General features: G+C 65.5%; 18 protein-coding genes. 11 read left to right on the top strand and 7 right to left on the bottom strand.

What is annotated here, in order from left to right; all coding sequences use genetic code 11:
• The first annotated feature begins 46 nt into the window (after nucleotides 1–46).
• From ACXJKC_RS18820 to ACXJKC_RS18805, 4 genes are all read left to right on the top strand, one after another.
• Nucleotides 47–3,259: a beta strand repeat-containing protein gene (locus ACXJKC_RS18820; RefSeq protein ID WP_456698282.1), complete on the top strand. Its 3,213-nt coding sequence runs from the start codon at nucleotides 47–49 to the stop codon at nucleotides 3,257–3,259.
• 153 nt (nucleotides 3,260–3,412) lie between these two features.
• Entirely contained in the window at nucleotides 3,413–4,471 is a 1,059-nt protein-coding gene (locus tag ACXJKC_RS18815) for a diguanylate cyclase domain-containing protein (RefSeq protein ID WP_456698281.1), read from the top strand.
• Nucleotides 4,468–4,986 carry a mycothiol transferase gene (locus ACXJKC_RS18810; RefSeq protein ID WP_456698280.1) on the top strand — a complete coding sequence of 173 codons (519 nt, stop codon included), beginning with the start codon at nucleotides 4,468–4,470 and terminating at the stop codon, nucleotides 4,984–4,986. Before ACXJKC_RS18815 ends, ACXJKC_RS18810 begins: the two co-directional genes overlap by 4 nt.
• Before the next feature lie 34 nt (nucleotides 4,987–5,020).
• Nucleotides 5,021–5,650 (top strand): hypothetical protein, encoded by a 630-nt coding sequence (locus ACXJKC_RS18805; RefSeq protein ID WP_456698279.1) that lies wholly within the window; start codon nucleotides 5,021–5,023, stop codon nucleotides 5,648–5,650.
• A gap of 4 nt (nucleotides 5,651–5,654) precedes the next feature.
• Here the strand turns inward: ACXJKC_RS18805 and ACXJKC_RS18800 are convergent, their stop codons facing one another.
• Both ACXJKC_RS18800 and ACXJKC_RS18795 read right to left on the bottom strand, forming a co-directional pair.
• Entirely contained in the window at nucleotides 5,655–6,245 is a 591-nt protein-coding gene (locus ACXJKC_RS18800) for a TetR/AcrR family transcriptional regulator (protein ID WP_456698278.1), read from the bottom strand.
• Between the two features lie 26 nt (nucleotides 6,246–6,271).
• Entirely contained in the window at nucleotides 6,272–6,583 is a 312-nt protein-coding gene (locus tag ACXJKC_RS18795; protein WP_456698277.1) for a hypothetical protein, read from the bottom strand.
• Between the two features lie 131 nt (nucleotides 6,584–6,714).
• Here ACXJKC_RS18795 and ACXJKC_RS18790 point away from each other — a divergent pair, with 131 nt between their 5' ends.
• From ACXJKC_RS18790 to ACXJKC_RS18765, 6 genes are all read left to right on the top strand, one after another.
• Nucleotides 6,715–7,434, top strand: a complete 720-nt coding sequence (locus tag ACXJKC_RS18790; protein ID WP_456698276.1) for a response regulator transcription factor — start codon at nucleotides 6,715–6,717, stop codon at nucleotides 7,432–7,434.
• A 6-nt stretch (nucleotides 7,435–7,440) separates the two neighbouring features.
• Nucleotides 7,441–8,907: a sensor histidine kinase gene (locus ACXJKC_RS18785; RefSeq protein WP_456698275.1), complete on the top strand. Its 1,467-nt coding sequence runs from the start codon at nucleotides 7,441–7,443 to the stop codon at nucleotides 8,905–8,907.
• Between the two features lie 150 nt (nucleotides 8,908–9,057).
• Nucleotides 9,058–11,034, top strand: coding sequence for an ArnT family glycosyltransferase (locus ACXJKC_RS18780; RefSeq protein ID WP_456698274.1), 1,977 nt, complete (start codon nucleotides 9,058–9,060; stop codon nucleotides 11,032–11,034).
• Nucleotides 11,031–12,263 (top strand): glycosyltransferase, encoded by a 1,233-nt coding sequence (locus tag ACXJKC_RS18775; RefSeq protein WP_456698273.1) that lies wholly within the window; start codon nucleotides 11,031–11,033, stop codon nucleotides 12,261–12,263. Before ACXJKC_RS18780 ends, ACXJKC_RS18775 begins: the two co-directional genes overlap by 4 nt.
• A 104-nt stretch (nucleotides 12,264–12,367) precedes the next feature.
• Nucleotides 12,368–13,108 carry a PspA/IM30 family protein gene (locus ACXJKC_RS18770; RefSeq protein ID WP_456698272.1) on the top strand — a complete coding sequence of 247 codons (741 nt, stop codon included), beginning with the start codon at nucleotides 12,368–12,370 and terminating at the stop codon, nucleotides 13,106–13,108.
• The gene (locus ACXJKC_RS18765; protein WP_456698271.1) at nucleotides 13,105–13,590 is read left to right on the top strand and encodes a DUF2505 domain-containing protein; all 486 of its coding nucleotides are present in this window, start codon (nucleotides 13,105–13,107) and stop codon (nucleotides 13,588–13,590) included. Before ACXJKC_RS18770 ends, ACXJKC_RS18765 begins: the two co-directional genes overlap by 4 nt.
• Before the next feature lie 74 nt (nucleotides 13,591–13,664).
• Here ACXJKC_RS18765 and ACXJKC_RS18760 read toward each other — a convergent pair whose 3' ends face one another.
• The 4 genes from ACXJKC_RS18760 to ACXJKC_RS18745 are packed head-to-tail and all read right to left on the bottom strand — an operon-like array spanning nucleotide 13,665 to nucleotide 17,203.
• Nucleotides 13,665–13,955 (bottom strand): hypothetical protein, encoded by a 291-nt coding sequence (locus ACXJKC_RS18760; RefSeq protein ID WP_456698270.1) that lies wholly within the window; start codon nucleotides 13,953–13,955, stop codon nucleotides 13,665–13,667.
• Nucleotides 13,955–15,358: a WS/DGAT/MGAT family O-acyltransferase gene (locus ACXJKC_RS18755; protein WP_456698269.1), complete on the bottom strand. Its 1,404-nt coding sequence runs from the start codon at nucleotides 15,356–15,358 to the stop codon at nucleotides 13,955–13,957. Before ACXJKC_RS18755 ends, ACXJKC_RS18760 begins: the two co-directional genes overlap by 1 nt.
• 41 nt (nucleotides 15,359–15,399) lie before the next feature.
• Nucleotides 15,400–16,542 (bottom strand): AAA family ATPase, encoded by a 1,143-nt coding sequence (locus ACXJKC_RS18750; RefSeq protein WP_456698268.1) that lies wholly within the window; start codon nucleotides 16,540–16,542, stop codon nucleotides 15,400–15,402.
• A 1-nt stretch (nucleotide 16,543) separates the two neighbouring features.
• Complete coding sequence (locus ACXJKC_RS18745) at nucleotides 16,544–17,203, bottom strand: hypothetical protein (RefSeq protein WP_456698267.1); 660 nt, start codon at nucleotides 17,201–17,203, stop codon at nucleotides 16,544–16,546.
• 110 nt (nucleotides 17,204–17,313) lie between these two features.
• Between ACXJKC_RS18745 and ACXJKC_RS18740 the strand changes: the two genes are divergently transcribed.
• The gene (locus tag ACXJKC_RS18740; RefSeq protein ID WP_456698266.1) at nucleotides 17,314–17,559 is read left to right on the top strand and encodes a helix-turn-helix domain-containing protein; all 246 of its coding nucleotides are present in this window, start codon (nucleotides 17,314–17,316) and stop codon (nucleotides 17,557–17,559) included.
• Here the strand turns inward: ACXJKC_RS18740 and ACXJKC_RS18735 are convergent.
• Nucleotides 17,543–18,046, bottom strand: a complete 504-nt coding sequence (locus ACXJKC_RS18735) for a hypothetical protein (RefSeq protein ID WP_456698265.1) — start codon at nucleotides 18,044–18,046, stop codon at nucleotides 17,543–17,545. The genes ACXJKC_RS18740 and ACXJKC_RS18735 overlap by 17 nt on opposite strands.
• Between the last annotated feature and the right edge of the window lie 24 nt (nucleotides 18,047–18,070).

Genomic DNA, 18,070 nt, shown 5'->3' with positions numbered 1-18,070 from the left:
GTTCGTCAGCTCGACTCCGAACCGAGGAGAACTAGTGCGTTTGAGCATGTCAAGAATCGCCGTGTCGACGGCGGCGGCGATCGTCCTGAGCGGCCTCGTCGCCGCTCCGGCCATTGCCGCATCGGGAGTCAGCACCTGGACCGGGCTCGGCACCGACAACAACTGGACGACGGCAGGCAACTGGGACACAGTCCCGGCGGCCGGCAGCGACCTGGTCTTCCCAGACATCTCCAACGCGGCCAGACATACTGCCGTCAACGACTTCGCGACCGGAACATCGTTCGGGTCGATCACGATCGCAGAGCCGGGATACACGCTGTCGGGCAATGGATTCGCACCGACCGGTGGACTCCAGGCCGACTACGGCACCGGAACCTCGACGATTAACAGCGCCGTCGCAGGGCCGGGCACCGTGTCCGTCCACAGCGGAGGGACCTTAACCCTCGGCGGTTCACTGTCGGGTAGCAGCGGCTTGACCAAAACCGGCGCTGGCATTGCGGTCCTGACCACGGCGAACAACTACACAGGCGTGACCAATGTCGATGCCGGCACGCTGGCCATCGCCAACAGTTCCGCATTGGGTAGTTGGGCCGTCGGCGATGGCACGAGTGTCGCTGATGGCGCCACGTTGGAAATTCGCGGCACGATCAACACGAGCGAGCCGATTCGAATCGTCGGCAGCGGTGCGGACGATGTGGGATCGCTGTACAACAGCGCCGGCAACAACGTGGTGCAGCACGTCGTCATGACCGGTGATGCCGAAATCGGCGCTGCGTCCGACACCTTCCTCCTCATCCCCAGCTCGCTCGGCGAGTCGGCTGGCTCAGCTCGGATGACCAAGACCGGTGCAGGCGTTCTCGATGTGCTTGCCGGCGCGACCTACACCGGCCAGACCGACGTCACGGCTGGAACCCTCGCAGTGGAAGGAACCGTGGCCGGCACGATCAACGTCGCGGCGGGAGCGACACTGTCCGGCGCCGGAGGCAACGTCGAACACATCGTCTCCGTGGGCGGAACTGTGACTGCTGGTTTCCGCACGTCGCCATTCACTTCGGACACGGAAACCTTGCTGCTCGACTCCGATTCGACCTTCGTGGCACAGCTCAGCGGGACACAGGCAGGAAATGGCAGCACCGGGCATTCGCGCCTGATCGTCGCCCAGGGTGCGACTCTCGGCGGTGCGACCCTCACCGCCACGATGAACGGATACACGCCCGCCATCGGCGACGCGTTGACAATCCTGACGACCAAGTACGGGGTGACGGGCACGTTCAAGGGGCTCCCCGAGGGCGGGATCTTCACCACCGGTGGCAAAGCCTTCCGTATCAGCTATCAAGGTGGCGACGGCAACGACGTCGTACTGACCAACGTCGATGCCACTGCACCCAACACCGTCATCTCGCTCGGTCCGACAGGCGGTTCGGCGACCACAGCCACCGACGCAACATTCACCTTCTCCAGCGCCGATGCCGATCTCGCCTCGTTCGAGTGCAGCTTCGATGCCTCGCCCTTCACGGCATGCACCAGCCCGATGACCTACACGGGTCTCGATGTGGGTAGCCACACCGTCGCGGTACGTGCGGTCGACACTTCCGGCAACGTCGACCCGACGCCTGCCACTCGTACGTGGACCGTGACGGGAGTCTTCGAATCGACGGGCTCAGTAGTCGTCAACGGTTCGGCCAAGGTCGGTCAGACGTTGACCGCATCCTCCACCGTGACGACCGACCCGGTGGCGACTTCGACCACGGGTCAGTGGTTCCGCGGCTCGTCGCCGATCGACGGCGCGACGGGATCGCGCTACGAACTGACAGGCGCCGACCTGTCGTTCGAGATCAGCTATCGGGAGACACGTACCCGCGCCAACTACGAGACCGCCGTGGCGATGAGCGAGCCGACGGCCTCGGTCACCGGCGGCATCATCACACTGGACGTTCCGACGATCTCCGGGAACGCCGTGGTCGACCAGGTCCTGACGGCGACACCCGGCACGGTCGATCCGGCCTCCGCGACCGTCGAGCTGTCGTGGAGCGTCGACGGCGTGCCCGCCGGCAGCGGATCGACCTACACGGTCAAGCCGGGCGATGTCGGCAAGCCGGTGACGGTGACCGCTGAGGCGACCAAGACCGACTACGACACCGTGGCCAAGACATCGGCCCCCACCGGTGCCGTCACGGAAGCCACCTTCACCTCCGGTCCGACTGCATCGATCACGGGTGCCTTCAAGGTCGGTGAAGAACTCACCGCGGGCGAAGGCGCACCTTCGCCCGCGCCGACCTCGTACACCTACCAGTGGTTCGCCGGGAGCGACAAGATCGACGGCGCGACATCGCGAACCTTCACACTGACGAAGGCGCAAAAGGACCTGACGATCACGGTCGAGGTCACAGCGGTGCGTGCCGGATACACCGATGCATCCGACACGTCGGCGGCCTCGGCCGTTGTGGTGACGAATGAGGCACCGGATCTGAGTTTCGCCCCCACGTCGAAAAAGCTGCGACTCGGCAAGGCCACCACATTGTCATGGTCCAGTCAGGACGCGATCAGTCTCGAGGCTTCCGGCGGCTGGTCGGGAACCAAGAGCTCATCGGGCAGCGAGACGGTCAAGCCGGCACGAGTCGGCACACAGGTCTACAAGCTGACCGCGATCAATGGTTCGGGCACGACGACCGCGCAGGTATCGGTCGAAGTGGCTCTCCCGGCCGCGAAGTTGACCTTGAAGGCACGCAAGTCCGTCAAGGCCGGCGCAAAGCTCACGGTGTCGACCTCGGGCCTCGCCCCGCGCGAGGCCTACACCGTGCGCATCGGTGGCAAGAAGCTGGCTTCGGGCAAGGCGAGCGCCACGGGCAAGGTCAAGCGCACAGTCCGCGTCCCGGCTTCCACCAAGGCCGGCAAGCGGCTGATACGGGTGACCGGATCCATCGCGGATCGCACCGGCACCCGTCGCGTCACCGTGACCAAGACCAAAGCACCGAAGGTCACGCTCCGTGATTCGTCGGTGCGGGCATCGGACGATCAACGGGTCACGGTCCGCAATCTGCGCCCGCACGAGAAGGTCAAGGTCACCTACAAGGGTGAGCGGATCTCGCCGAAGTCTGCCCGCGCCAACGCCAAGGGTGTCTACAAGCTGACGTTCGATGTCGGCATCTACTGGGGTCGCAAGACCGTCACTGTCAAGGGCGCACAGAGCGGCAAGTCGACGTCCGAGCAGTTCTCGGTCGTCAACCGTTGCCCGCAAGGTGGCTACTACTGCCGCTGACCCGAGGTCACACGCCAGGGTGCCCGTCTTCTCGGAGACGGGCACCCTGTGCTGTGCCGTCGTCCGAGACAGCGCAGCTGCATCGGCACTTCTGACCGCTACGATTGCGTGGCGAGGCCTCAATACGAGGGCCATCGGCACGTGAGGACGAACATGACGCTCGACGAATCTGTTGGCCCATCGCAGGTCTACGTTCGCGGTATGGAGCGACTCATGGTCGCCGTTCAGGAACTGTCCTTGGCACGCGACCTGGAGCGCGTACAGGAGATCGTCCGAACCACGGCCCGCGAGCTGGCCGGTAGCGACGGCGCGACGTTCGTCCTTCGCGACGAGGACCAGTGCTACTACGCCGACGAAGATGCCATCGAGCCATTGTGGAAGGGCAGCAGATTCCCGTTGGAGACCTGCATCAGCGGTTGGGCCATGATCAACAAACTGCCCGCCATCGTCGAAGACATCTACGTCGATGACCGGATCCCGCACGCCGCCTATCGGCCGACGTTCGTCAAAAGCCTGGCCATGGTGCCGATCCGCAGTCTCGATCCCATCGGCGCGATCGGCAACTACTGGGCCGACGGTCATCTGGCGACCGATGAAGAGATCCAGTTGCTCCAGGCCCTGGCCGACGCCACATCGATCGCGATGGAGAATGTCGCGATCTACGGTGAGCTCGAACGCCGCGTCGGAGATCGCACGGCCGCGCTGGAACAGGCCAACCGCGAGATCCACGAGCTGTCGGTCACCGACCCGTTGACCGGTCTGCTCAACCGGCGGGGCTTTTTTCAGGTCGCCGACCAGCAGCTCACGGCCGCTGGCGAGAACGGTCAGAGCTGCCTGGTCGCATTCGTGGACGTCGACGGGCTCAAGTCGGTCAATGACGAGTTCGGCCACCTCGCGGGCGATGCACTGCTGGTCCACGTCTCAGAAGCGCTCCGCTCGGTCCTGCGCGCGGGAGACGTGCTGGCCCGGATCGGCGGCGACGAGTTCTGCGTCCTCATCGCACAGCCCCCGCTCGATGAGGCCGGATTGGCCGAGCGGCTGCTGGCCCGGCTCGACACCATCAATGACGACGGCGACCTGCGCTACCGGCTATCGGCCAGCATCGGCACGGTCACGACCGCCGAGCTGCCCGCCGCGACGGTCGATGACCTGGTACTTGCGGCCGACCGGCGGATGTACGAGCACAAGCGCTTGCGCGGTGCCCAACGATGACCTGGACCGCGCCGAAGCCGGCCGATCCCCCCAACGGACCTATGACCGGCGCAGAGCGGCCGATCCTCGAGGGGATGTTGGCCTGGCACCGCTGGACGCTGCTCAATGTCTGCGCAGGCCTCACCGCCGACCAGCTCGCCTCTCGACCCGTCATCACCACTCATCTGAGTCTGCTCGGCCTGGTCCGGCACATGGCGAAGGTCGAACGTGTGTGGTTCCGCAAACGGGTTGCCGCCGAGGACATCGAGCATCTGCACAACTTCGACGCGCGCGATGACACCGACTTCAATGTCATCGACCCGGCCGATGCCCCGAGCGCCTTGATCCAACTGGCGGAAGAGCAAGCCGCCGCGGCGCACGCGGTGGCCGACCTCGATCTCGACTTCGAGATCGAGAGCCACGGCGGTCAGATGTCGTTACGGACGGTGCACGTGCACATGATCCAGGAATACGCCCGACACAACGGTCACGCCGATCTCATCCGCGAGGCCATCGACGGAGTCACTGGCCGGTGACGGCGGTTCCCATCGCACCGGGCACGATGAACCCATGAAGCGCGCACCCGTCCTGCTGGCCACTCTGACCGCCGCCGCACTGCTACTGGCCGGCTGTGGGTCGGACGCACCGCCTGCGGCGACCCCGACGTCATCGTCGCCGGCACCCCAGACGTCCGGAAGTACCGCTCCGACTGCGACGCCGACAGCCCAGCCGTCGACATCGCCGACCACCTCGAGTCCGGCGCCTCCCGCCTCGCCAGACGTTCCCGCCGACCCCGCGGCCGGCAAGTTCATCGACTACGAGAACGTGGACGAGAGTGGCGTCATCATCACGCGTGCGGCCGACACCGCCAGACTCACCGGCGCTCCGGCGGACTTCAAGACATTCATCGCCGCCGAACTCGCCAGGAGCCGGGCCGATCTCGACAAGGAGTGCCCGGAGAATCCGCAGATCTACGTCTCCCGCCTGGCGACCGGCGGGTGGGCCGCCGGCGGCTACTTCATCCCGCAATGCGGCGGCTACGCAGCCCTGTGGGCCTCATCGCAGGGCTCGTGGAAACAGGTGTGGACCGGACAGGAGCTCGTCGGGTGCGCGACCTTGACCAAGTACGCATTCCCGGCCAGCGTCAGCGGTACCTCATGCCTCGAAGGCGACAAGTCCGTGAAGTACCCGCGCCGCTAGGCCGTCAGTTCGCGATGGACGCCAACAACGGTTGGAGCAGACGCAGGAACCGGTCCGGTGAAGCCTTCGCATTCGTGATCTGGCGAACCGCGACGCCGATCGCGTAGTCGACGGCCGCTTCACCCAGCACGTCGATCGTCTCGTCGTCGACGGCTTCGGCGGGCAGCAGCGAACGGACGATGCCGCTGGCCTGCTCGACCGCCGCAGCCTGCCGCGCAGTCTGGTCGGCTGCCAGACGCGGATCATTGATCGTGTCGAGCAGTAGCTCGAGCTCGAATCGCACCCAACCCGACGCTGTCGCAGCAACGGCCCACGTCCTGACCTGTGCCAGGACCTCATCGGGAGTCGACGCCGCCGCGACGCCATCGCCCAGAGCCGAGATCTGCTCGGACTGCAGCCGTTCGAGCACACGAATGGCCAGATCGGCCTTACTGCCGAAACTCGAATAGACGATGCCCGTCGTGAAGCCGGCTTCCTTGGCCACCGATGCCAGAGAGGTCGCGACGTAACCGTCACGCATGAATGCGACCCTCGCGACGTCGAGCACAACCTCACGGTTCTGCTCCTGCACCTGGGCTCGGGTGGGGCGCGTCATGCATGACAGCGTAGTCACGTACTGCCTCAGATCGACGAGGAGTCCGTACTGCCGGTGTCGGTGCCGCTCCCATCGGTGCCGTCGGTGCCGTCGCCAGGGAGCCCGGGAGGTTGCTGCAGTCTGCCGGGCTGACCCGGCTGACCCGGTTGGCCACCGCTGGGGAAATTTCCCCTCATCTGCCCCGGCCCGCCTCTCCCGTCCCCGCTGTCGCCTCCGAGGGAACCGAGTGCCGCCCCTGCGCCTACCCCGAGCACGACCGCTGCCACGGCTGCGGCAACAAGCGTGCGGCTCGACCAGGTGCGCATGGGTGATGCCTTCGTCTCGTCATGTTCAGTCATGCTGTCGAGCATTCGCCGGCAACCTGTCAGGAATCTGTGCGTGTGAACAGCGATAGCTGAGGCGCCCTCTTCACAGTTCTGTCACAGCAAACACCCAGGACGACGTCAAACCGGTGCCACACACTGGACTCATGGCACCTTCACTGACGCGAGCCGATGGCACTGCCCTACGGGTGCTGGTCGTCGATGACGAGATCAATATCGCCGAACTGCTCCAGATGGCACTGCGCTACGAGGGCTGGGACGTTCAGATGGCACATACAGGCCGCAAGGCCGTTGCCGCAGCCAAGGACTATGCGCCCGACGTGATCGTGCTCGACATGATGCTGCCCGACTACGACGGCATGGAAGTCCTGCGCAAGGTGCGAGCTTTCGCCCCGGAGATTCCGATCTTGTTCCTGACTGCTCGCGATTCGGTCGAGGACCGGGTCGCCGGTCTGACCGCGGGCGGGGACGACTACGTCACCAAACCCTTCAGCCTCGAGGAAGTCATCGCCAGACTGCGCGGTCTCCTGCGCCGGACCGGTGCCCTCGACACACGTCCGAACACCGTCATCACGGTCGGCGACCTCTCGATGGACGAGGACAGCCGTGACGTCACCCGTGCCGGTCGCGAGATCGATCTGACCGCCACGGAGTTCGAACTGTTGCGCTTCCTCATGCGGAATCCACGCCGAGTCCTGTCGAAGGCGCAGATCCTCGACCGGGTCTGGGACTACGACTTCGGCGGCCAGGCCAATATCGTCGAGCTCTACATCTCCTATCTGCGCAAGAAGATCGAGGGCAATGCAAGTGCCCCGATGATCCACACCAAACGTGGCGCCGGATACGTCCTGAAGCCGGCGGAGTAGACGGCCATGCGCAGTTTTCTGCCGTCGTCCCTGACGAACCGACTCATCGTCACAGCCGTCGCGCTGGTCGCGGTTGTGAGCATTCTCGTCACGATCAGCGCGACGCTCGTCATGCGGTCATATCTGATGAACCGACTCGACGACCAGCTGGAACAGTCCGCGCAGCGCGCACAAGACAAGTTCCGAGGCGGCGATCCGGGCTTCCGTCCCCGAACTGACAACGGCCAATTCTGCGGCGAGCCTCCGCCGCTGGCCCAAGGGCAAGGCGCCGGCAGCCTGACTGCGATCATCACGTCCGACTGCTTCGCGGGACTGGTGATCCCGAGCAGCGGTGTACCTCGCGAGTTGTCCCGCAGCGCCTTGAGGGCACTCTCGACCGTCGAAGTCGGGGCTTCACCTCGAACTGTCGAGGTGCCCGCCTTGGGCTCGTATCGCGTCCTGGCGGCCACCACTCCGCAAGACAATACGCTCGTGCAGGCCCTGCCGACCGACGACGTCGATGGCACGATCTCCAGCCTCATCTGGTGGGAATCGTTGTTGGCGTTGGCCGGAATCGCTGCCGCAGCGGTAGCCGGACGGCTGCTGGTCCGCCGCCAGCTACGCCCCTTGCGAGACGTCGCCGCAACGGCTCACGAGGTCACGGCAATGCCGCTGTCGTCAGGCAGCGTGGGTCAGACCGTCCGTGTCCCAGCCGAGCTGACCGATCCGGCGACAGAGGTCGGCCAGGTCGGTGAAGCCCTCAACCAGCTGCTGGGCCACGTCGAGGAGGCGCTCGACGCCCGCCATGAGAGTGAGCAACAGGTCAGACAGTTCCTCGCCGACGCCTCACACGAGCTGCGCACTCCGCTGTCGACGATCAAGGGCTACGCCGAACTCAGCCGCCGTACCGGCCGCGACGATCCCGACCAGATCCTGGCGAAGGTCGAATCCGAGGCGGGACGCATGTCGCACCTCGTCGAGGACATGCTGTTGCTGGCCCGCCTTGATGCCGGCCGCGACATCGACCGTCGGCCCGTCGACCTGACACGCCTGGTCGTCGAGGCAGTCGACGATGCGCGCGTCGTCGACCGGGAGCGCGGCTGGACCTTCGACGTTCCGGACGAACCGGTAATCGTGACGGGCGATGAACAGCGCCTGCACCAGGCCGTCACCAACTTGCTGACAAATGCGACCCGGCACACTCCCCCGAAGACGCAGATCAAGGTCAGCATCAACCTCACTGACGAAGTGCGGATCGATGTCCACGACGACGGTCCCGGAATCGATCCGGAACTGCTGCCCACGGTCTTCGAGCGATTCACCCGAGGCGACTCCTCGCGGACCCGGGCGTCTGGCGGCGCGGGCCTCGGCATGTCACTGGTCAAGGCGATCATGCACGCGCACGACGGCAACGCCTCAGTGCAGAGCATCCCCGGCGACACGACGTTCACCCTGTCCCTCCCCTCCACCCCCTCCGCGAGTGGTGCGAAATAGTCGTTTTGAGACGGCGAGTCGGTCCAGGAAGCACCGCTCGGCACGGTGCTTGCACCGCTCGGGACGGTGCTTGCACCACTCGCGGACGGTCACAGACACCGCACAGATACACCACATCGCCCTGCCAGCGCGGACGTCGACCGTGGAGTCATGACTCCAACGACCTATTCGGCGCCGCCGACCGCGCAGCAGCGTTCGGCGGCCACCGCGACTTCATCCACGGTCATCCCGGCTCGACTGCATCGCTTGTGGCGCGGTCGGGCTGAAGATTCGCCGCTCGTCCGTCCGACCCTGATCGCTCTACTGTTCGCGACCGGACTGCTCTACCTGTGGAACCTCGGCGCCTCCGGTTGGGCCAATTCCTTCTACTCCGCAGCAGTCCAGGCCGGCTCGGAATCATGGAAGGCGTTCTTCTTCGGCTCCTCCGATGCCGCCAACTCGATCACGGTCGACAAGACACCGATGGCGTTGTGGCCCATGTCGTTGTCGGTGCGGATCTTCGGCCTTTCCCCGTGGGCGATGCTCGTACCCCAGGCACTCATGGGTATCGGCTCGGTGGGGCTCTTGTACGCGACGGTGCGACGCACGACGCAGTCCGCGTGGGCCGGCCTCCTGGCCGGACTGGTTCTGGCGGTGACGCCCGTCGCTGCACTGATGTTCCGATTCAACAACCCCGATGCGCTGTTGACCCTGCTGCTGGTCGGCGCCGTGTATGCCACGATCCGCGCCGTCGAGGCGCCCGAGCGGGCCGTGCGCTGGCTCGTCCTCGGCGGTTCGCTGGTCGGATTCGCCTTCCTGACCAAAATGCTCCAAGCCTTCTTGGTCCTGCCCCCGCTGGCACTGGTCTACCTCGTAGCGGCGCGACCGTCGGTCGGCACCAGAATCAGGCATCTGCTGATCGCGTTCGGATCGATGGTTCTCGCCGCCGGCTGGTGGATCGTGATCGTCGAACTGTGGCCGGCTTCGAGCCGTCCCTACATCGGCGGTTCCCAGAACAACTCGATCCTCGAACTGACCCTCGGCTACAACGGCTTCGGTCGTTTGAACGGCAATGAAACCGGCTCGGTCGGCGGAGGCGGCGGTTGGGGCGAGACCGGCATGTTCCGATTGTTCAGTTCCGAGATCGGTGGGCAGATCGCCTGGCTGGTTCCTGCAGCAATCGCCCTTCTCGCGCTGGGTCTGTGGTTCCGTCGCGGAGCCGGTCGCAGCGACCGTCAACTCACCGGACTCATCGTCTGGGGCGGCTGGCTGCTCGTCACGGGACTCACGTTCAGCTTCATGGCGGGCATCTTCCATGCCTACTACACGGTCGCATTGGCCCCCGCGATCGCGGCACTGATCGGAATCGGTGTGAACATTTTGTGGGATCAGCGTCGGTCGGTCATCGCGACACTCGGAGCTGCGTTCGTGATCGCGCTGACCGCGGCCATGAGCTTTGCACTCTTGGACCGCTCCGCGGATTTTATGCCGTGGCTGAAGTACGCCGTCGTGATCAGCGGGGTCGCCTCGGGATTCCTTCTGGCCGTTCACCAGCTGCTACCCCGGCGGGCGGCATGCGCCATTGCGGCAGCGGCTCTGATCACGATGATCGCCGGACCTGCCGCCTACGCCGTCGACACGGCCTCAGTTGCTCACACCGGCTCGATCCCCAGTGCGGGACCGAGCGCGGGAGGCGGCATGGGTGGTGGCATGGGTGGTGGCATGGGGCAGCCCGGTGGGGCCGGTCGCGCCATGGGTCAGCGCGGTCCCGGAGGCCTGCTGTCGGGTTCTTCGTCGACCGATCAGATCGATACGCTGCTGACGACCGACGCCGGCTCGTACACGTGGGTCGGTGCGGCGGTGGGCTCGAACTCTGCTTCGGGCTACCAGCTCGCCACCGGATTGCCCGTCATGGCGATCGGCGGATTCAACGGTTCTGATCCCAGCCCGACACTGGCACAGTTCCAGCAATACGTGGCGGACGGCGAGGTCCATTACTTCATCTCCGGCGGCGCTGGAGGCGGCGGACGCGGGATCAACGCCGGCGGCAGCACGAGCTCCGACATCACGACCTGGGTCGCGGCGAACTTCACCGCTCAGACCGTCGACGGTGTCACGCTCTACGACTTGTCAGGTGGCGTCCGATGACCGCCCTCGTCGAGTCCGCTGCCGTCGGTGTCGGCATGCCGCTGCGACGTCCGAGCATCGAGATCGTGATCCCTGTCCACAACGAGGAAAGGACGCTGGTCAGCTCGGTCGAAACCCTCCGCGAGGCCCTTCGCGTCCTGCCATTCGATCACCACGTGACGATCGCCGACAATGCCAGTACCGACGCGACCAATGTGCTGGCGCATCAACTCGCGCACCGATTCGATGACGTCCACGTGCTGACGTTGTCTGAGAAGGGGCGGGGGCGGGCGCTGAAACGGGCGTGGTCACACTCCGACTCCGATGTGTTGGTCTACATGGACGTCGACCTGTCGACCGACCTCAACGCCCTGCTACCGCTCGTCGCTCCGCTGCTGTCGGGTCATTCCGATCTCGCGATCGGCTCTCGCCTCGCCAGAACGTCCCGGACAACGCGTGGCCCCAAACGTGAGTTCATCTCGCGGACGTACAACGTCTTGCTGCGCAGCGCTCTGCGCGCTCGGTTCTCCGATGCGCAGTGCGGATTCAAGGCGATCCGGCGCGACGTCGCCGAGAAACTGCTGCCGTTGATCGAAGATGACGAATGGTTCTTCGACACCGAGCTGCTCATCGTCGCCGAACGTGCCGGATTGCGGATTCACGAGGTGCCGGTCGATTGGGTCGACGATCCCGACAGCAGGGTCGACATCGTCCGAACGGCGGCCGCAGACCTACGGGGTATGGGACGGCTGGGCTGGGCGTTGCTGCGTGGGAGGATCCCGCTCGCCGACGTCACCAGCACCCTGGGCCGGGCCAGTGCAAGCAGCGCAGGCGGCAGACTCAGCTCGCAGCTCGTGGTGTTCGCGCTGGTCGGCGTCCTGTCGACGATCGCCTACGGCGCGCTGTACGTCCTGCTGCGCGGGAATCTCGGCGCGCAGCAAGCCAACGCCGTGGCCTTGGCCGTCACGGCAATCGCCAATACTGCCGCCAACCGTCGATTCACCTTCGGCTTCCGCGGCGGCAACGATGCCTTGAAACACCAACTGCAGGGGCTGTTGGTGTTCGGTTGCGGATTGGCCGTGACAGGTGGATCGCTTGCGCTGATGCGTCGAGTGCAAGGTGACGCGCATCCTTTGCTGGAGGTGGTGCTGCTGACCGCGGCGAATCTGTTCGTGACCGTCATGAGGTTCGCATCGATGCGCTGGTGGATCTTCCGGAGCCGTCCGGTGACGGCCGATTCCTCGATCTGAAACACAACTCGTGGGTGCCACTGGTTGTCTCGGCTCTCCCGATGCAGCAAGATCGAGTGCGACGGCACCACGCACAGACCGCCGACTTACCGAAAGTGACGACCATGGCTCAGAAACAGTCCATCCTCGGGCGAATCGGGCAGCTGACCCGCGCCAACATCAATTCGCTCCTCGACAAGGCCGAAGATCCCGAGAAGATGCTCGACCAGCTCGTGCGTGACTACACCAACTCGATCGCCGAGGCGCAGGACGCAGTCGCCCAGACGATCGGCAACCTGCGTCTGGCCGAGGCCGACTACGCCGAGGACGTCGCGGCGGTCAAGGAGTGGGGCGCCAAGGCCCTGTCCGCCTCCCAGCGCGCTGACTCGTTGCGCGCCTCGGGGCAGCCTGCCGAGGCCGACAAGTTCGACGCCCTCGCGAAGGTCGCGCTGAGCAAGCAGATCAGCTTCGAGGGCGAGGCCAAGGCCGCCGCACCGCAGATCGCCGCACAGAACGAGACGGTCGAGAAGCTCAAGACCGGTCTGGTCAACATGCAGGGCAAGCTCGGCGAGCTGAAGACCAAGCGTGACCAGCTCGTCGCCCGTGCCAAGACCGCCGAAGCCCAGGCCAAGGTCCAAGACGCCGTCTCCTCGATCAACGTGCTCGACCCCACGAGCGAGCTGTCGCGCTTCGAGGAGAAGGTCCGCCGCGATGAGGCCCAGGTCGCCGGTCACGCCGAGTTGGCCGCCTCGAGCCTCGACTCGCAGTTCGCCGAGCTCGAGAACGACTCCGCGATGACCGAGGTCGAAGCCCGACTCGCCGAACTCAAGGCTCTCGCGGCCGGCAACCAGGAGGTGACCCCGTGAAGCTCAATGAGAAGTTCACCTACGACGGTGCCAGCGTCGAAGAGGTCTTCACACTGCTCGCAGATCAGGCCTTCCGCACCGAATCGTGTGCCAACCAGGGTGCGACCGACTACGAAGTCACCGTAGTCCCCGACGGCGACGGCGCCACCGTGACGATTCTTCGCACCCAAGAGGCCGATATGCCCGACTTCGTCAAGAAGCTCACCGGCAGCACGGTCAAGGTCAAGCAGACCGAGGTGTGGAGTGGCCCCGACGCCACGGGAAACCGCACCGCCGACGTCAAGGTCAGCATCATCGGTCAACCTGCCGAAATGATCGGTAAGGCCAAGCTGTTCGCCCGCGAGGGCGGCTCGGACTTCACCGTGGACGGCGAAGTCAAGGTGTCGATCCCGTTCATCGGCAAGAAGATCGAGCCCGAGGTCGCCAAGGCCATCAGGTCCTCGCTGCGCGAAGAAGTCGAATACGGCATGTCCAAGCTCTGACCCCACCCCCTTGGGCAGTTTCGTCAAGTTCTTGGACGCCAGCGCACCGCCCCAGGGGTTGGAGGGGCTGGAGGCTAGAGCAGGGTGAGGACGGCGTCCAGCTCCTGTGGCGCGTACCAGGCCAGATCACCGCTGCCGTCGATGTCGACATGGAACGACGCGATATCGACCAGCGAGACCGGACCGTCAGGATCAGCCAGCTCAGCGGCCGCAGCGACAGCTCCCTGCTCCGCGGCCTCCTCGACGGCCGCGAGCTCGTCCTCCTCATCGACCGATGCGGCCAGGAAAGCCTCGGCCGGTGTGACGCTCTCCCCCGTCTGGAGGACGAGAAGGTCCTCGCGGGACAGGCTCAGATAAACACGCATCAGTTCTTCACCGGGCGTTGACGCCCACGCGGCGCACGAGCGCGGCGTCCTTCGACAGTTTCGACCAGTTCCATCAGGGCATCCTCGATACATTGCGCCAGGACGTCCACGTCGGGCACGGCTTCGCGATCGGCGACGATGCCGAAGAAGACCTTGCTGTTGTAAGACGTCACTCCGATCGCCAGGGCGCGTTTGCCGCTGAGCGGGATACATGGATACACCTCGGCGACAGCCTCACCGGCCAGGTAGAGCGGATCCTGCGGTCCCGGCACATTGGTGATGACGATCTGGTGACCACGGCCCGCCTCGGCGTCGGCCACCCGTGCGCCCACCGCATGGAACGTCGAGGTCGCGAATCCCGGCAGCGCGGCCAGCTTGTTGGCAGCCACAGCCGATCCGGTCTCGCGGTGATCCTTGAGCGCATATGACACCTGATGCAGCCGGACGACGGGATTGGACTCCCCCACCGGCAGAGACAGCAGGTGTCCGCGTACCTTCGAGCCGAGCGAGGTCGGCAGACCGTCCTCGGCCACGACCGACATCGGCACCATGGCCCGAAAGCTCGTCTTGGCCGTGACTGGTTCGGCCCGGGTCAGGATCCAGCCCCGGATCCCGCCGGCGATCACGGCCAGGATGACGTCATTGACCGTGCCGCCGTGCTCTTCTCGAACCCGGCGGAAGTCGTCGAGATCGGCCGCGAGCGAGGCGAATCTGCGGTGTCGGCTCAGCTCGGTCGACAAGATCCCGTGAGGAGTCTGCGCTTCCGATCCGATGACCGGCAGTTTGCGTGCGATACGGCCGATATTGAGTTCGGCGATCCGCATCGCCTCGGCCGGGTGACGTAGATTGCGGCTGATCGTGCCTGCGACAAGCTCGGCGGCGTTGGGTTCGGTGCGCGGATTCCATTCCTCGTGCGGAATATCGCGGTCGTGGGCGGTCTCTTCCAGCAGCACCTGCGCGAGATCGACGGTCTCCGATCCGTCGACGAGCGCCTGATGCGCCTTGAACAGCAGCGCCACCCGGCCGCCGACCAGTCCCTCGATCAGGTAGAGCTCCCACAACGGCCGGTCGAGATCGAGGCGACGGGCGATCAATCGTCCGACGAGCTCGTGCAAGGCATCACTCGTACCGGGCTTCGGCAACGCCGAGCGTCGCACATGAAGCGAGATGTCGAAATTCTCATCATCGACCCACATCGGCGTGCCGAGCGCGCCGGGCACCGACCGGGCAACCTGGCGGTACCGGGGAACCAGGTCGATCCGCTCGTTGATGACGTGGATGAGCCGGTCGTAGTCCAACGGCGTCGGACCCGGTTCCAAAATGGCCAACGAAGCGACCTGACGAGGCATCGTCGGACTGTCCTGGTGCAGGAACATCGCATCCAGCGGGCTCAACCGTTGCATGGCCCTCCTCAAGGACGTCGTGCAGAAAAGTTACCACCGGGTCACTGATCGACCGTTGCAAGGACCGCATCGTGCGACGCGCCGGCGATGACCCGGCTCGTCAGGACGTCCATCCGAGCCACGAACGACGATGACGCCGACTCCTGCGGGCATCTGCCGCTGACCGCCGCGAGGTCGAGTCCGGACTGATCGAATGGCAAGAACACCGCCGGCTCATGACCGGTCAGCCGCAGCAACATGGAGCCGACCTCACGTTCGCCCCAGCCGAGCGACGACCGCATCTGATTGACCACGACTATCGCCTCGCGCTGCCCCGAGACATCGCCCAGGTCATGCAGACCGCGGATCAACCGGGACAGGCCGACCGGATCGGGTTTTCCCACCGCGACGACCGAAGCGGCGAGGTCGAGCAGCTGCAACGTGGTCTGATTCCGCCCGTTGGGACCTGCCCCCTCTTCAAGGGAGAATCCGCAATCGACGACGATGAGATCTGCGGTCGTCCTGAGACGGGTCAGCACGACGTCAAGGGCGCCTGCGCGGATCTGCGGCCACATGTCGGCCCGCGGCACGCCCGTGAGCAGCCGCAGCCCGGGATCGACGTCGAGCAGATGATCTGTCACCTCGTGAGCCCGCACCTGGTTGGCTGCCCTACATGCCGCCACGAGCCCACTGACGTCATCGAGCATCCCCAGCATCTGTCCGAGCGCCCCACCGTAGGTGTCGGCGTCGACAAGGATCGTGTCGATCCCACGGCCAGCGGCCGCGGACCCCAGGGCCAGTGCCACGGTGCTACGCCCCGGAGCACCGGCCGGCCCCCACACCGCGACAACCGGCGCCGCCGCTTCGCCGGCTGTCTTCGCCGGCCCGGGCGACTCTCTGAGGATCTCGTCGAGTCCACCCAGTCGCAGGCGCCGGGTCACACCGAGGGCATCGCATCTGGCCTGGTCACCCTGCACGGCAGCGACCCGTACGCCGGAGCGTTCGAGTCGATGCACGGTATCGACGTCGAGCCCGGCAAGTTCGACCGAGACGATGGCCGCTGCCGCACGCTCGCTGCGGGCGACCGCGAGGAGGTCGGCGACATCGACGCACCGCCGCACCAACCGTAGCGACGGCGATGATTCGAGCTCTCGAATCGCCTCGGCTTCCCAGGCCGCATCCCCGGCGGCGATGACTACGTCCATCTCAGGACACCCGGACCAGAGTCACATGTCCTGACGCGACGGCGGCGATGACCGAGGCGTCCAGGTCCTGCTGATCGACCTCCACCAGCACCGTCTGAGCCAGGTCGCCTCCCGCAGCGACGCCATCGTCGCCCGACTGCACGATGCGCACGGCCTCCAATATCTGGCTCGCCTTGCCGGCCCCCTGGTCACCGGGTCCGGGACCGACCCACACGTCGACGGAGTCACCACGCCCCAGGTCTGCGGGCGCCGAACCGGCCGCGACGTTAAGAGGCAGCTCCCCACGTCGCCGGTCGCCCGATTCGACCAACGCCGCCTTGACCAGCAACGAACCGGCCGCGACGTCGTGTGCCCAGACCAGTTGGTCCAGCGGAGCCACGAACTCCTCGTCGACGCGTATGTAGTTGTCTGCCGTCGAACCCGACAGTGTGACCCGCGCGGGTTCGAGATCGGCCTCCTGCACCCGCTCCCCCGAAGCCACCTGGTCCCGCACGGCCCAGTACTCCACCGCCCCATCGCCGCCGGACAGCACCCGTGCGCCCAGTACCGTCGCGCCGAGAACCAGCAGCACGCCGATCAGCAGTCGCGGATCCTTCCACGGCTGAAGCCGAAGTCGGGTCGTGGGCTTGCCGGATTTGTCGGACCCTCGCCAGTTGGTCATCCCACGGTTCTACCGAGTCGACCGTGATCCGTCCAGCGGAATCCACAGATGTCCACAGAAGTGGTCAGGTAGGTAACACTCTTGACACCTGGTCATGGGAAACTGATGCCATGCCACCTTCCAGCCCGCGGTTTCTGACGCTGGCGGACGTCGCCGAGATTCTCAACGTGACGGTCCGGCAGGTTTACGCCTTGGTGCGTTCGGGCGACCTCCGAGGCATCCAGATCGGTGGACGAGGTCAGTGGCGAGTCGAGAACGACCAGCTCGAGGAATATATCGCCCGCCAGTACGCCCGAGCCGAAGCACACGATCTCGTCGACGATGAGGTCGAAGACGAGATCACCTCCGAGCGCTGACCACCGCGATAGCGCGCCAAGCGATGATCTGATCGCGGCCTGACTCAGTTCGCAGTCGGACGAAGTCCTGCCCGACGACGTCCACCATCCCGTCACGTGCGGTGGTATCGACGAGCCTGATCCGGACCTCCTCTCCGGCATCACGCAGCGTCCGGAGCACATATCCCCAGCCGAGCCGAGCAGCAACCTCCGACACCGAATCGGCCCGCCGTTGCGCGGAGTGCAGCACCGTGACTGCCTCGGCCGACACGACGTGATCCACTCCATCGCCTCTGAGCTGGATGATCTGCTGATTGACCAGACCCACGACACCTTCGAGTCGGCCTGCCCCCTGGACCTCCAACACGACTCGGCCGCCGAGCAGATCCCGCCAGGACGTCTCGGCCCAATCGCCATCGCTCAGATCACCGACCAACACGTCGCGTTCCTGGAGCTCCAGATCGGCCAGCTGTGCTTCGAGGTCGTCGAAGAGTCTGTCCCAACGCATCACCGCACGTTATCGAAGTTCGTC

Source organism: Aeromicrobium sp. P5_D10 (assembly GCF_054049535.1).
The sequence above is the reverse complement of the archived record's forward strand: the minus strand, read 5'-3'. Positions and strand labels throughout refer to the sequence as shown.

Excerpts from the sequence above, each read along its gene's own strand:
- ACXJKC_RS18820 (WP_456698282.1), top strand. The coding sequence starts at position 47 with ATGTCAAGAATCGCCGTGTCGACGGCGGCGGCGATCGTCCTGAGCGGC.
- ACXJKC_RS18815 (WP_456698281.1), top strand. The coding sequence starts at position 3,413 with ATGACGCTCGACGAATCTGTTGGCCCATCGCAGGTCTACGTTCGCGGT.
- ACXJKC_RS18810 (WP_456698280.1), top strand. The coding sequence starts at position 4,468 with ATGACCTGGACCGCGCCGAAGCCGGCCGATCCCCCCAACGGACCTATG.
- ACXJKC_RS18805 (WP_456698279.1), top strand. The coding sequence starts at position 5,021 with ATGAAGCGCGCACCCGTCCTGCTGGCCACTCTGACCGCCGCCGCACTG.
- ACXJKC_RS18800 (WP_456698278.1), bottom strand. The coding sequence starts at position 6,245 with ATGACGCGCCCCACCCGAGCCCAGGTGCAGGAGCAGAACCGTGAGGTT.
- ACXJKC_RS18795 (WP_456698277.1), bottom strand. The coding sequence starts at position 6,583 with ATGACTGAACATGACGAGACGAAGGCATCACCCATGCGCACCTGGTCG.
- ACXJKC_RS18790 (WP_456698276.1), top strand. The coding sequence starts at position 6,715 with ATGGCACCTTCACTGACGCGAGCCGATGGCACTGCCCTACGGGTGCTG.
- ACXJKC_RS18785 (WP_456698275.1), top strand. The coding sequence starts at position 7,441 with ATGCGCAGTTTTCTGCCGTCGTCCCTGACGAACCGACTCATCGTCACA.
- ACXJKC_RS18780 (WP_456698274.1), top strand. The coding sequence starts at position 9,058 with ATGACTCCAACGACCTATTCGGCGCCGCCGACCGCGCAGCAGCGTTCG.
- ACXJKC_RS18775 (WP_456698273.1), top strand. The coding sequence starts at position 11,031 with ATGACCGCCCTCGTCGAGTCCGCTGCCGTCGGTGTCGGCATGCCGCTG.
- ACXJKC_RS18770 (WP_456698272.1), top strand. The coding sequence starts at position 12,368 with ATGGCTCAGAAACAGTCCATCCTCGGGCGAATCGGGCAGCTGACCCGC.
- ACXJKC_RS18760 (WP_456698270.1), bottom strand. The coding sequence starts at position 13,955 with ATGCGTGTTTATCTGAGCCTGTCCCGCGAGGACCTTCTCGTCCTCCAG.
- ACXJKC_RS18755 (WP_456698269.1), bottom strand. The coding sequence starts at position 15,358 with ATGCAACGGTTGAGCCCGCTGGATGCGATGTTCCTGCACCAGGACAGT.
- ACXJKC_RS18750 (WP_456698268.1), bottom strand. The coding sequence starts at position 16,542 with ATGGACGTAGTCATCGCCGCCGGGGATGCGGCCTGGGAAGCCGAGGCG.
- ACXJKC_RS18745 (WP_456698267.1), bottom strand. The coding sequence starts at position 17,203 with ATGACCAACTGGCGAGGGTCCGACAAATCCGGCAAGCCCACGACCCGA.
- ACXJKC_RS18740 (WP_456698266.1), top strand. The coding sequence starts at position 17,314 with ATGCCACCTTCCAGCCCGCGGTTTCTGACGCTGGCGGACGTCGCCGAG.
- ACXJKC_RS18735 (WP_456698265.1), bottom strand. The coding sequence starts at position 18,046 with ATGCGTTGGGACAGACTCTTCGACGACCTCGAAGCACAGCTGGCCGAT.